We start from the raw sequence: 13360 nt of genomic DNA, 5'->3' as shown, positions 1-13360 counted from the left end.
AGAAAGTGTGTGGTTTTTATGGAGATTAAACGCTTGGCAAATGAATCCGGAACAATGTCGGATAGTCGGCATCGCTCACAAGCGCCATGGTGCCTTGGTGACGCTCGATGATTTTTCGGCATATAGCCAGTCCCAGTCCCGTACCCTCCTTGCCGGAAGAAGAACCGCGGACAAATTCCTCAAAAAGCTGCTCCCTCTCCCGCTCCAGAAAACCTAAGCCGCTATCCCCGAGCCATAGAATTGCTTTCCCGTCCTTTTCCTCGCATGATGCATAAAGTTCGGTTCCCGGCGGATTATACTTCAATGCATTTCCGATCAAATTGGCCACTACGCGGTCCATATGCACCAGGTCCACCATGACATACAGGGGAGTTTCCGGAATTTCCGCGCGCAAGCGGAAGCCGTGATGCTCGATTTCGGGGTAAAATTCCGCGATTTTTTGCTGGTACCACTTTGTCAGGTTCACTTTTTGCAGATTAAGCTTCAGTTGCTCGTCATCCAGTTTCGCCAGCTCAAACAAATCCAGGATCAGTTTGCTCATATAGGAGGATTTATCGTGAATGTATTGTACATATTTCCGCCGATCTTTTTCGTCCGCCGGCGGGTTGTCCAGAAGCAGTTGGGAGTAACCCAATATCGACGTAATCGGCGTTTTCAGGTCATGAGACAAGTGCAGCAGCAGATTTTGCTTGTTCCTCTCGGCCGTTTCTTTGGCCGCGGACGCCAGTTGCAGACGTTCGGCCATGTCGTTAAAAGCGTCGCGAATTTCCGCAAATTCTTGTTCCGCGTCAAAATGGAGCCGCTTCTCGTAGTGGAATCGTTCCATCTCCCCGATGCCTTGGGCGATTTGTTGGAGCGGCTTCTTCATCTGCCGGACGGAATACCGCGTGTAGAAGAAAAGAGCCCCTATCAAGTACACGAGCAGGGAAGCCGCAAAAATACCGACGGCAAGTAGCATCTTATCGTTCGGAAATTTCCATAACAGGACGTACCGCTCGCCATTTGGTCCTTCAACCGAGTAAGGATGATAGGTAATGTAGTTATCATTACGGTACATATCGATTTCGGCAAAAAGCCTATCACCGCCGTAAGCAACGATATCGTCCTGTTTCTGCCCTTTCGTGGCGATGACTTCCCCCTCTTCATCCAAAAGCTCCAGCCAGCCGCCGTACCGGTCGAGCAAGGTTCCGTTTAAAGTCCCGTCCGCTTCGTACAGATCGGCCGCGCTGATTTGCTTAAAATCCGGAGTTTTGTCAAAAAAACGGTTCATCAGGAAATCCATATTGAGCAAAGCCAAGATGATCGCCGCCAGCACAAGGCCGGTAATCGCGGAGTAATTCAACAGAAACAAACGTTTGAGCGGCCGCTTGCCGGCTTGCCGGTTATGCTTTTTCAAAACGGTAACCGAGCCCCCTAATCGTCACGAGATGACCGGGTTTTCTGGGGTTGTCTTCGATCTTGTCGCGGATTTTGCTGATATAGACCATCACCAGATTTTCATCCCCCATATACTCCTCGCCCCATACCTGCTCGTAAATATGCGCTTTCGTAAAAACCCGTCCCGCGTTTTTCATCAGTAGCGCCAAAATTTTAAATTCATAAGAAGTCGTCTCTCTATACTCTCCTTGCTTGTACAGCTTGCAGCTCAGCAGATCCAGGGCGACGTCGCCGATCTCGATAAGCTCCTGTTCCCGTTGTTCCGGCGTATGATACGAATCCGCACGGCGGAACAACGCCTGAACCCGGCTGACGACTTCCAGCGGATTAAAAGGCTTGCCGATATAATCATCCGCTCCAAGCTGGAGCCCGTTAATTTTGTCCATATCGTCGGATTTGGCGGAAATAAACAGAAAAGGGACATGGGAATCCTGCCGCATCTTCCGCAACAACTCAATCCCGTCCATTTCGGGCATCATCACGTCAGCCAGGACCAAATCGATCTTCTCCTTTTGAAAAAGTTCAAGCGCTTCCTGTCCGTTTTCGGCTTCAAAGGTGCCGTAACCGTAATTTTTCAGATAGATCTCCAGCAGCTCGCGGATTTCCTTTTCGTCGTCGATGATCAAGATCGCTTTTATGCTCCTCACCCCATAAACGTAAATGTTCCCTTTTGTTCACAGAGAAGGCTCTGCAAACAAAAGGGACTTTACTATTTTATCCTAGTATAAGTTATCCGCGAACTTCGACAACAGCGCAGCCGCTTCTTGCCGGAGCATCGGCTCCTGCGACCGGTAGTCGAGACCGCTGCCTGGCGATCCTGCGATCTCCGGCCCATATAATCCTTTCGCCACAACGTAGCGAACTCCTTCAAGCGCCCACGGGCTGGTTGTCCCGCTTAGCTTCGCTTCCATTGGAGCTGCATGAAGGTAAGCGACAGCCATGTTCCAAACCAGGTTGGCCGCTGCTTCCCGGGTGATCGGTTTGGACGGATGGAACTTGCCGCCGCCCGCACCCTTGATGATGCCGAATTCATAAGCGGCTTGAATTTCTTGGGCATAGGGGCTGCCGGCGATATCCGCGAATACCGGATTTTGCCTTGATGGAGCGATCCCCGTCCAGCGGATGAACCAGCCGATAAACTCGCCTCTGGTTATCGGTTCTTCGGGCCGGAATGCCTCTTCCCCGCTGTCCCGGCCGATGATATCAAGCTGGCGCAGGTGACTGATATATGCTGCGTAAGGATTGTCCGGGCCAATATCCGGATACTTCCGGGGCTCGGGCATTTTTTGCGCCCAACTGTCCGATTTTTGATCGTAATAAAAAGCCCGCACCGTGTTGTCGTCATTCAACTTAAAGGCGGCTTTCACGCCGTTTTCGTCTTCGAACAGCAGCGGTTCGATCGCGCGCAGCCGGTGTTCGCCCAGTGGATCGGTTGCGATCAGCAGGCCGCCTTCGGCGCGAACGCGGGTCGTCCACATCCGGTTTCGCAGGTCGCTGTAGACGCCTTCGAATTGCTTCAAGGACTGCTGATCGGTGTTAGCCGGCAGCTCTCCGGCAGCGGTTTTTTCCGGATAATAATGATCCATAAAAGCTTCGAACAACGGAACCCGGAAGTCAAAATCCTTATTCACGTTGACGTATACGCCGACATTTTCCTCCGGCAGCAGCCACATGCCGCTGTGGTATCCGTCAATATCCCCGCCTTTTTCCACCACATAACGTCCGTTATAGATTTGGCGGTTGGAATATTCGAAGCCGTACGCCATGTTCGGCAGCTTCGCATGGATGGCAAGCTGCGGACGATGCATTTCCGCCGCCGACGCCGCATCCAAAATCTTAGCGTCACCCAGCTTGCCGCCGTTCAGATGCGCCATCATGAATTTCGCCATATCGGAGCCGGTTGAAAACATGCCGCCGGCGGGAAGCACGGTCGGAACGGTGGCATATTGCGGAATCGGCTTGCCTGTCACATCGTAGGGTACAGCCAGCTGCTCATTGATTTTCGGCGTAAACCGAAAGCCGCTGCTTGTCATCCCAAGCGGTTCAAAGATATGCTCCCGGACGTATTCTTCAAAAGGCTGGCCCGCTACCTGCTCAACGGCATATCCCTGCAGCGTGAAGCCGAGGTTGTCATAACGGTAGTATTTGCCGGGCTCTCGAACAACAGTGGGAACATTAGCTTTAATGAAAGACTTTAAAGAAACCTCCCGCTTTAAATCCGGCGACATTAGCTCGGAGGTGTCCCCGTAGTCGAACCCGGTGCTGTTCGTTAATAAGCTTTTCATCGTCAGCGGCGTGTTCGTTTGATTGGGAATGCGGACGCCGCCCAAATAGGGCGTTATATCCCCGTCCAAGTCGATTTTCCCTTGGTCCGCCAGCTGCATTACCGCTGTAGCGGTAATCACTTTCGAAACCGAAGCGATCCGAAATACGGTGCGCTCCGGATCCACCGGCAGCTTTTTCTCCGTATCTGCGTATCCGTACCCTTTTTGGGCCAGGACTTGATCGCCCTTCACGACCATGACCACGGCCCCGGCCATATTTTTGGAAATATCGGAGTCTTGGAAAAATTCATCGAAAAACCGCCCCACTTCTTCGGAATCACGTGGTCCCTCCTCTGCCGCGGAAGCGGTATTGTACAATCCGGTACTCCCTCCTCCGCCGATAGCGCCCGTGATCATCACGATCCCCAAGGCAACGGCCGCTTTAGTGCGGAACGCTCGCCACATGTTCATTGATTGCTCTCTCCCCTCGCTTTTTAAGTACGCTACAAGCGTACCCGAGCAATCTTAATCGGAATTCTATGAAACCTTAATGTAATCTTAAATTAAGACTTAGAATCGGGCGGCAGAAAATGTAAAGCACGGTTACCCTTTGTCCAAGTAACCGTGCTCTTTAATGGGTTTAGTACTCTAAGCCGAATGCCCGGATCAGCAATTCCGCGGTTTCGCCCCTGCTGAGCGTTCCGCTTGGCTTCAGCGTACCGTCCGGATAACCGACGATCCATCCGGAAGCAGCCGCCTGCTCCAGAGCCGAAGCGGCCCAAGCGGTGATTTGATCTCTATCCGTGAATCTATTCAACAGGTTCTGGTTCGAATCCGGCGAACTCGCTCCATGTGCCTTCGCCAGAATCACGATCGCCTGTTCCCGAGTCAGCGGAGCGTCCGGAGCAAACGAATCGGAGGATACGCCGGTGATCCAGCCTTGAGCATAGGCGTCCTGTACGTCCGAGGCCGCCCAGTGGCCTTCCAGATCCGCAAACGCAGCGCTTCCGCCTTCATCCGTGTTTTTACCCAGCGCTTTAGCCAGGACCGAAACAAACTCGGCGCGCGTCACCGGCCGGTCCGGCCGAATCGTGCCGTCCCCGTAACCCTGCATCCATCCGCGTACAGCCAGCGCCCGCAGCGCGCCGTCCGCCCAATGGTCCCGCGCATCGCTCCAGCTGTGCTCAGGCGCTGCCCCGCTTCCGGAAGCTGCCGGCGGTTTCACGCCTCCGGAAGGCGCTGCCGCCTCTTTACTGACGGCCATCGCAAAAGTGCCCGATGCCGTTAAATCAAAGGCTACGCCTACGATGCGGCCTGCGTCATCATAAACGAATGCGGCAGGAAGTTTCTCTCTCGTAGCGTCAGTGTAATAAGCCAGTATAAACGGATCCGCCGTTCCCCCGTTGGCCGATAATACGGCAGAGGCCTGATCAAGCGGCAGAACAACTCGCGGTGTTCCCGTCACCGCAGCGCTAACCCGCACCGCGGATCCCGCTGCCGATAGCCCCTCGCCGGAAGCCCATGAACTGAACACTTCGGAACCTGCGCCGCTTTCCGTTTCAAGTGTGACCTCCAGCTTTCGTCCTTCTGCGGCCAGTTTTAGCAGATCTTCTTCTGAAAGGCGGAAAGTCGCGTATCTGGACACGATGGAAGCGCCGACTTGATCGAATTTGTGCAAAAGATCGGAAGCAATGATCACTTGGCTGGCGCCTGTCTCATTCGTTAATTCAATGGAAGCGTGGTCTGCGCCGGAAAGCTCAGCCTGGCGGATCTGTTGATCCAAGTATGCAGCCGAAGGCGTATAGACCACGACCAAACGGCCTTGTTCGTTTAGGAACGATTTTTGAAGCGCTGAACTGCTAAGCGATCCGCCGCTACGTCTTCCACTGTTCTGACGGCCATCGTCGTCCCCGCCGCTGGTTCGAACGCCAGGAACCGTAATCGTGATTGGGACGGTTAGCGAGCCGGAGCCGTCCGAAACCTTGACTACCTGCAATACAAGCGTAACCTGAGTATCGTGTGCCGGACGATGGATGATTCCGTCCGTTTGCACGACCTCCGGATGGCTGCTGCTGGAGATCGCAATCGTGAACCCGTCCGGCACTGCCGGAAGCTGCAGTTTCGTATCCGCTTCGCCCGGACCGGGGAGAGATGTGATTGCCGCCGCTACGTCCGCTGCCGAAAGAAGCTTTACGTAGATCAGAGCGGACGGGGAACTTGCCATACCGTTCACCGTTTGCAGCACATAGTACCCGTTTTCCGCAAGCAAAGTAAATGTGTACGTCCCTTCCGCGGACGCCGTGCCTTCAGCTGCCAGCCGCCCATCGCTGTTATACAGTCCAAGCCGGGCGCCCGGGACCGCTCCGCTTACATGGACGGAGCCTGCTACGCCGCTGCTTGCGGCCGCAGCCGACACCGGGCGCGGCCGCACATGAACTTCGCGCACGGCGCCTTCCGCCATCCATCCATCGCCGCTATAATCATAGCTTAGGGAATAAATACCGGGGGCATTTATATCCACCAAACCCGTTCCCATTATCCCTTCCGCCAGAATGCTCCCATAAACGCTATCGACGACGGTCGCTCCCGGATCCCTAAAGCTGTCTCCGCTTTCGAACAGCATCGGATTCGTTCCGCTGAGGCGAATATAAGGTGTATTCGGCAGAGCTTTAAGTACGGTGAGCCGAAACGTTCTCTGCACGGCAGACGCATCCTTGGACACCGTTGCCGTCAAGCGAACCTCGGCATCCCCGTCCGTGTACCTTGGCCTGTTGACCCGGCCGTCCGCATCCAGCACTTCCGGCCGATCGGACGCCCATTCGATCGTAGTGTCAAAGGGGCCCGACCGGGGAAGATCGATGGAATCTTTAATCCCCGCAGGGTAATTGAGAACTAGCGTATCCGCCGCCAGCCGTACCGCCTCATCCGGGCGAATCGGCTGAGCGGGAAGCAGCAGCGGGAACGCCTTGGTCAGCGAATACGCTCCTCTTGAAATCGTCGCCGTCAGCGTCACGTTCTGATCCCCATCCGTATAACTCGGCAGGGTCACCTGTCCTTCCGAGTTCAGAAATTCAGGATGCGACGAGTCCCAGGCAATGGAAACCCCGTTTGCCCCGCGGTCCGGCAAATCCAAATCGTACGTCACCGTCGTTACGGGCAAGGTCAACGACTGATATGCGGCCGCCACCGCTTCCTCATCGTTAATCGGGAGGCTCAGGACATGAACGTTAAACGTCTTGACTCGTTCCAGACCGTCCAGCCTCAGCACAGCGGTTAGCGTAACATCCTTATCCCCTTCAGAATAAGCAGGCTGGTGAACCGTTCCGTCCGGCGCGACGATCTCCGGCGCACTGGAAGACCACTCGATCTGTGATCCGCCATAACCGGTTGCAGGCAGTGCGAGGTTGCCTGCAACGGCCGTCAGATCCCCGAGCGTAAGTTCCTGCTCCGCTCTGGCCAGAGCGGTTTCGGCCGGTTCCCTCAGCACGGTTATGTAGAAAGTCCTCGGCATCTTATACGTTCCCAGCATTACCGTCGCCGTCATTTCCACCGCGCGGTCCCCCTGAGCATACGCAGGGCGGGTCACCTTTCCGTCATTACCGGCCGTTTCCGGAGCGTTTGAGCTCCAGCTGACGGTTGTCCCGCTTAATCCGGCAAGCGGAAGCGTTAAATCCTGCGTCACCGCAGAAGCGTTGTCGCCGGGCGCATATCCGATTTCCAGCGCCGCGGCGGCCTCGTCAGCCCGTTCCGCCTCGCTTGGGACGTTCACGGTGATTTCCGCCGCCGCGCTGCTTCCTTTGGCATTAACCGCTTGAACGCTGTATGTAATTTCTCCTGCCGGCAGGACATCGGCATCCGTATAAGAAGTAAGCGGTCCGGAATAAATCAGCGTGCCGTTTCGTCTAAGTTCATAAGAGGCCGCGTTTGCTGCGGCATCCCAACTAAGCTTGGGAGCCCCATCTTGAAAGACGCCCGCAAAATTACCCGGCATCCCGGGCGCGGCCAGCAATTCTCCATAAGCTTCAAATTCGAGCACGGACGCCCATTGATTGTTGGCGGAATTCCCCTGATCGATCACCAGCCGGACGTAACGCGCCTCCGCCTGCTGCAGAGACCGTTGAAAGAGCGGATTAGTGTTGCCCTGCACCGTATCCACGGTCTTCCAATCCGATCCGTTCAAGCTTGTTTCCAGATGGAAATGATAAGGGTCCAGTCCGCCGGACCATTCATAGTAGAGCCCCATGCCGGTTACCTTCCAAGTACTCAGCGTATAAATATCCCCTAAATCGACCTGAATCCATTTCTCTCCAGCGGTTGCCTGGTACCAGCGGCTGGTTGGCTGAAGGGAACCGTCCACCGCCCTCGACGGTTCGTACGGGTCGGCAAAGCCGCTGGAAGTTACGGGTTTGCCTAGCGTTGCATTCACAGCCACCGCCGCCGACGCATCCTGACCCAACATCAAAATCGCCCCGCCGATGGCCGGCAAAAGCGGGATCAGGTACCGGAGTTTCATATTTTTACGCGTTTTACGCTTTGTTTTCGACACGCCCTCACCTCATCTTCCATGTTTACGATTCCTACTCGCGCGGCGGGAACGGGCCGTTTATAGAAATATAATAGGAGATCCCCGGCATCGGCGAAGCTCCGCGCAGGTCCGGCAGTGCAAACGTCGTTTGACCGTTCCCGCCGAATTTTGTTCCGAGCAAGGAATATAAAGCAGGGTTTTGAGAAATCGACAACTCCTGGCCTTCGGCTTTCATCCAGCCTTCCGGGGTGAAGCTGTAGGGGAACAGCTGAATCTCGCCTAAGTACGGATCTGTCGACGCTTCCGCCTGCCCAGGATTAACCGCTGTGCCTGCCGTTAACATCACTCCCAGCGCACCGAGGATCAGAGCTTTTTTGTAAAAACTTTTCATCATATACATCCTCCTTTTGAATTCACGGAATATATCGAAATTCTCGCTGTAGTCCGTGATAAAAATCATAGACTAAGTAGATATTAGCATGAATGGCAACCATTTAATATTGAAATTTTAATCGGTGCTGCCGTGGATTGAACATGACCAGTTCTTTTGCCGGCGCTTACAAGTGCAGATCGAAACTTTTTCCATGCACTGCCGTCTAAATGATGTGCCGAATTTTTCATATTTTAGAGGTGAATTCCTATGAAATGGAGCTTTAAATTGATCAAGATACAAACGCTTTTTCTTTTACTGTTGCTGTCGATCCCGCTTTTCCTGTCATCCGCCGCGTCGGCGGCTTCTTCCGATTCCGTAACCATCGAGGATCCCGTGCTGGAAAAAATCGTCCGCTCCCTCCTCGACAAACCCTCCGGACCGATTACCGCCGAGGACGCCGAGCGCATCACGGAGATCGATACCTCGAAGTCCTATGACGCCATGGCTGAAGGCGCGCAGAATGGCTCGGGCGACGGATCGGCCGGAATGTTTCCCGGCATTCAAAGCCTTGAGGGGCTTCAGCATTTCGCCCATTTGCAACGGCTTTATATCGCGCCGGACTATACCCACTCTTTTCAACCTGAGCATCGCATCAAAGACGTTAATCCGCTAAGCAAACTAAGCAAGCTTGAGGATGTGACCATATCTTCGGCTTCGCTTAGATCGCTTGACGGTTTGCAAAACTTGGCCAACCTGAAGCGATTGACATTGCAATATAACGGCCAGCTGTCGGATCTTAAGCCTCTCCGTGGTCTGACTTCTCTCGAAGAACTGGATTTGACCGGAAATAATGTCGCGGACCTGTCTACCATCGGCCAGTTGCCTAAGCTCCATAAACTCGTGCTGGATACGAACCCGCTGGTTGATTTAAAACCGCTGCGCGGACTTAAAAGGCTAACGGAGCTGTCGTTCGCCAATTTGACCATCGCCTACGACAACTCGAATCCAAAGCCGATCGAGCTGGAACCGTTAAGCGGACTGACCGGACTCGTTAAGTTAAACATGGAAGCAGCGCGCATACATGATTTATCGCCAATCGCTTCGCTTTCCCGCCTGGAAGAACTATATACAGGACAGAGTCCGAACCTTCGGCATCCTGAAACCGTTAAAGCGTTCCCGAATCTAACCCGGCTTTCGCTCCCAGCGGTTGGTTTGAAAGATGTCACACCGCTAACCGGACTTGCAAAGCTAGAATACCTCGATATCAGCATGAACGAAATCGAATCGATCGATGCTCTGCGCGGCTTGTCCAAGCTTCACACCTTTAACGCTGCCGCCAACCGCCTATCTTCGATCGACGTCATCAACGCTTGGCCCGAGCTTGAGTATGCCTATTTCAACCAAAATCTGCTCGTTTCGCTCGAAGGGGTCCAGCCCGGACCGAACATGAAGCAGCTTGATATTGAAGGCAACATCGTCGATTACCGTGAACCGTCCGGCTCCGCTGCCGTGATCCAAAAATTGAAAGAAGCCGGCGCCGAAGTAAGGTATTCGGCCTATGAACCTTTTCCGGACATTTTGTTCCGCCAGAATCAGGACGTATATGTTTTAGGGAAGATTGTAAAATTGGACGAAGCCCCTTTCAACAACAAAGGGAGATTTTACGTGCCGCTCCGGTTCGTGTCGGAAACGCTGGGGGCTGAGGTGAAATGGGATAAATCGGCGCGCAAAGTAACGATTCACGGGAAAAACCGTGAGCTTGAACTTACGATCGGAGAAAAAACCATCCTTGTGAACGGAAAACGCATGGAGACCGATGCGGCTCCGATGATGGTCGGAGGCACCACCTTCGTTCCCGTCCGCTTTGTTTCCGAACAGCTCGGCATTTACGTTCAGTCGATTGGGAACAGCGCAGTCGGCCTGATCCTGCCGGATTGATGCAAAACGAAAGAGGCCGCCCGCAAAAGTGTAATCACTATTGAGGAAGGCCTCTTCATTTACCCAATCAACACTATAGCTCGACAATCTTGGTGGCAATATGATCGCAAAATTCGCGGTCATGCTCCACGAAAAGGATGGTCGGCGCATATTGCAGCAGCAGTTCTTCGATTTGCATGCGCGAAATGACGTCGATGAAATTCAGCGGTTCGTCCCAGACCAGGAGATGGGCCTGCTCGCAGAGACTTCTCGCGATCAGCACTTTCTTTTTTTGACCGCCGCTAAATGCCGTCATGTCCTTTTCGAATTGGATTCGGGAAAAATCCAGCTTTCTTAAGATCGCCTTAAACAGGCTTTCATCAATGCCTTCGCCCCGGGCGTAGTCCGTTAAGTTGCCTTGGAGATGGGAAGTATCTTGGTTAACATAAGATATTTTAAGTTGACTTCCTGTTCTAACCGTCCCCGTGTGGCTAATCTCCTCACCGCAAATCAGTTTAATGATGCTAGATTTCCCGGAACCGTTTTTCCCGGAAAGCGCAATCCGCTCCCCCTGCTCGATCGTAAAGCTGATATCCTCGCAAACCGTCTTCTCCCCGTAAAAAATCGAAACGTGCTCAAGCTGGGCCAGCCGGGAGTTATGATAAGGAAGCTGTGTGATCTTTAAACTTTCCGACGTTTCAATGTTTTTCAATAGTTGGGACTTTTCCTCAATAGCGGATTGCTGCCGTTGCTCCATCGATTTGGAGCGCTTCATCATCTTGGCGGCTTTGTGGCCGATATATCCTTTATCCACCTTCGACCCGGAGTTTTTCGTACCGTTTTTCGTTTTTTCCACTTCATGCGACCAGTTGTTCGTCCGTTTCGCCGCTTCCGACAAGCGTTTGATATCTTTTTTTAGCTTATCGTTTTCGGCGAGCTCATAATTATCCTGCAGCTGTTTGTTTCCCCACCAATCGGAAAAATTGCCCTTCTGAATTTCGATATTCGTCTTGTTGATGGACAGGATATGATCCACGCAGTTGTCCAAAAACGCCCGGTCGTGCGAGACCAGAATAAAACCGCTTTTGCCCGCCAAATAATCGCTCACGAGCTTTCGCCCTTCCATGTCCAAATGGTTGGTCGGTTCGTCGATGAGCAGGAAGCGGTTTTCCTTCAGGAACAAGGTTGCAAGCATCACCTTTGTCTGCTCGCCGTTCGACAAGGATTCAAACGGCCGGTACAACACATCCTCGGACACCTTCAGCAAGTTCAGTTCGCGCATAAGTTCCCAGTTGACATAATCCGGAAATATTTCGCTGACGACATCCAGGGTCAGGTATTCCGGATTTTTGATCTGGAAGGGAAAGTACTCAAAGCCGACATCGCCAGAAATATGGCCGCTGTATTCGTATTTACCCTGAAGCAGGTTCATAAACGTCGTTTTGCCCCTGCCGTTCCTCCCCGTAAATCCAAGTTTCCAATCGGTATCGATTTGAAAGCTGACGTCTTCAAAAATGTTATCGTAACTGCCATCATAGGCAAAAGTCAGATTCGTCACTTTAATTAATGACATGAAATGATCCTCCTGCAAAAAAAATTTGAGCCGCAAGAAAGTTACTTTCCCGCAGCTCAAATTAAATACAGCAAATCTGGCCCACTTTTGGAATCAGATCAGGATATTCCGTTTGAGTGAAAAGGATAAGCAACTTTCTTGCATAGAAAAAATAAAACATGCGAAACCATTTTCGCTTTGTTGTTTTATAATTCTTAGCAAGAAAAATCCATTATCCTCTTCAGCTCCTGTCCTTTAAATTATGTGTATTTTAACATACCCGTTTTTAAAATTCAACCGTTCAACGCCAGGATGACCTACGGGCCTTGCTTTATTACTTCAAGAGTTGTCCGCTATAAGTTTTTATATCCAACGGTTCGGTTAAAAACTGACTCGCCTTGGCCACGAATGAGGTGAAATGTTCACTGGAATTATGAGAAGCCACTGCGGCCGAATCTTCCCAGACTTCAACCATCGTAAACGCATGTTCCTTTTCCGTATCTTTATACAGCCGGTACGATATATTACCGGCTTCATTTCTCGAGGCTTGTACAAGTGGCGCAATCTCTTCCAAAAAACTCGCTTCCTTCATTGGGTCTACTTGAAACCCGGCATGAATAATAATCACCTTTTCCATCCCTTTCTGTTTTATACGGTTTTTTCTCTCTTTATCCTTCGCCAGCCTCCTTTTTTTATCCTTAAAACACCGCAATATCCGTGTTGTGATAAGGATAATCCATTTGCTTTCTGATCTTTTCCGCTTCGCCCGGCCCCAATAATCGTTCCGCGATATACAAGCCCAAATCGACGGAAGTGGCTACGCCGCCGCCGGTAATCACTTTTCCGTCTGAAACGATTCTGGCCTGAACGACTTCCCGGCAATAGGGTTCCAGCAGTTCATAGGAAATAGGATGCGTTGTCGCTTTTTTGTTTTCCAAAAATCCCGCCGCCCCCAGTAGCAAGGAGCCTGTACATACCGATACGATGTATTCCGCCTCCCGGGCCCCTTTGAGCCAATCGATATATTCCTCATCATAACGTAAAGCTCTGGTCCCAAACCCTCCGGGAACAAACAGCATATCGTACGTAGAAAGATCGGGGTTCACTTGGTTTACTTTGATCGCCATTCCCCGTTCATCCGTGACCTCTTCCTTTCGTCCGCACAAATCCCAAGATACATCCTTCGTTGCTTCGAAATGTTTCAAGCGGGTCACCACGTCATAGAATCCGATCAAATCCAGGAAAGTAATCCCATCGAATAGAGCGTAAGCGATTTTCATGATTGAACACCC

9 protein-coding genes are annotated in these 13360 nt (G+C 52.3%); 1 reads left to right on the top strand and 8 read right to left on the bottom strand.

The annotated features are described in order from the left end of the window. Positions 1-25: 25 nt before the first annotated feature. The 5 genes from ACLD72_RS07495 to ACLD72_RS07475 all read right to left on the bottom strand — a co-directional run bounded on the left by ACLD72_RS07495 (position 26) and on the right by ACLD72_RS07475 (position 8617). On the bottom strand, positions 26-1396 hold the full coding sequence (locus ACLD72_RS07495) for an ATP-binding protein (protein ID WP_411002717.1): 1371 nt from the start codon (positions 1394-1396) through the stop codon (positions 26-28). After that, positions 1383-2075, bottom strand: coding sequence for a response regulator transcription factor (locus tag ACLD72_RS07490; RefSeq protein WP_411002746.1), 693 nt, complete (start codon positions 2073-2075; stop codon positions 1383-1385). Before ACLD72_RS07490 ends, ACLD72_RS07495 begins: the two co-directional genes overlap by 14 nt. Positions 2076-2156: 81 nt before the next feature. After that, positions 2157-4172 (bottom strand): serine hydrolase, encoded by a 2016-nt coding sequence (locus tag ACLD72_RS07485; RefSeq protein ID WP_411002718.1) that lies wholly within the window; start codon positions 4170-4172, stop codon positions 2157-2159. 169 nt (positions 4173-4341) lie between these two features. Then, entirely contained in the window at positions 4342-8214 is a 3873-nt protein-coding gene (locus tag ACLD72_RS07480; protein ID WP_458475673.1) for an immunoglobulin-like domain-containing protein, read from the bottom strand. A 64-nt stretch (positions 8215-8278) separates the two neighbouring features. Continuing rightward, on the bottom strand, positions 8279-8617 hold the full coding sequence (locus tag ACLD72_RS07475) for a phage tail protein (protein WP_458475672.1): 339 nt from the start codon (positions 8615-8617) through the stop codon (positions 8279-8281). A gap of 267 nt (positions 8618-8884) precedes the next feature. Between ACLD72_RS07475 and ACLD72_RS07470 the strand changes: the two genes are divergently transcribed. Continuing rightward, positions 8885-10537: a stalk domain-containing protein gene (locus ACLD72_RS07470; RefSeq protein ID WP_458475671.1), complete on the top strand. Its 1653-nt coding sequence runs from the start codon at positions 8885-8887 to the stop codon at positions 10535-10537. A gap of 73 nt (positions 10538-10610) precedes the next feature. On the opposite strand, the gene ACLD72_RS07465 is transcribed toward ACLD72_RS07470, so the two are convergent. From ACLD72_RS07465 to ACLD72_RS07455, 3 genes are all read right to left on the bottom strand, one after another. Next, positions 10611-12089 (bottom strand): Lsa family ABC-F type ribosomal protection protein, encoded by a 1479-nt coding sequence (locus ACLD72_RS07465; RefSeq protein WP_411002725.1) that lies wholly within the window; start codon positions 12087-12089, stop codon positions 10611-10613. Positions 12090-12402: 313 nt separating this feature from the next. Then, positions 12403-12696, bottom strand: a complete 294-nt coding sequence (locus tag ACLD72_RS07460; protein WP_411002727.1) for a putative quinol monooxygenase — start codon at positions 12694-12696, stop codon at positions 12403-12405. Between the two features lie 70 nt (positions 12697-12766). After that, the gene (locus ACLD72_RS07455) at positions 12767-13348 is read right to left on the bottom strand and encodes a DJ-1/PfpI family protein (RefSeq protein ID WP_411002729.1); all 582 of its coding nucleotides are present in this window, start codon (positions 13346-13348) and stop codon (positions 12767-12769) included. Positions 13349-13360 lie beyond the last annotated feature (12 nt).

Source organism: Paenibacillus lacisediminis, assembly GCF_046567315.2.
Note: the sequence above shows the minus strand (reverse complement) of the source record. Positions and strands in the feature narration are given on the sequence as shown.

Bases quoted from the DNA above. Each gene is read 5' to 3' on its own strand.
- ACLD72_RS07485 (WP_411002718.1), bottom strand. From the start codon at position 4,172: ATGAACATGTGGCGAGCGTTCCGCACTAAAGCGGCCGTTGCCTTGGGG.
- ACLD72_RS07480 (WP_458475673.1), bottom strand. From the start codon at position 8,214: ATGAAACTCCGGTACCTGATCCCGCTTTTGCCGGCCATCGGCGGGGCG.
- ACLD72_RS07475 (WP_458475672.1), bottom strand. From the start codon at position 8,617: ATGAAAAGTTTTTACAAAAAAGCTCTGATCCTCGGTGCGCTGGGAGTG.
- ACLD72_RS07465 (WP_411002725.1), bottom strand. From the start codon at position 12,089: ATGTCATTAATTAAAGTGACGAATCTGACTTTTGCCTATGATGGCAGT.
- ACLD72_RS07455 (WP_411002729.1), bottom strand. From the start codon at position 13,348: ATGAAAATCGCTTACGCTCTATTCGATGGGATTACTTTCCTGGATTTG.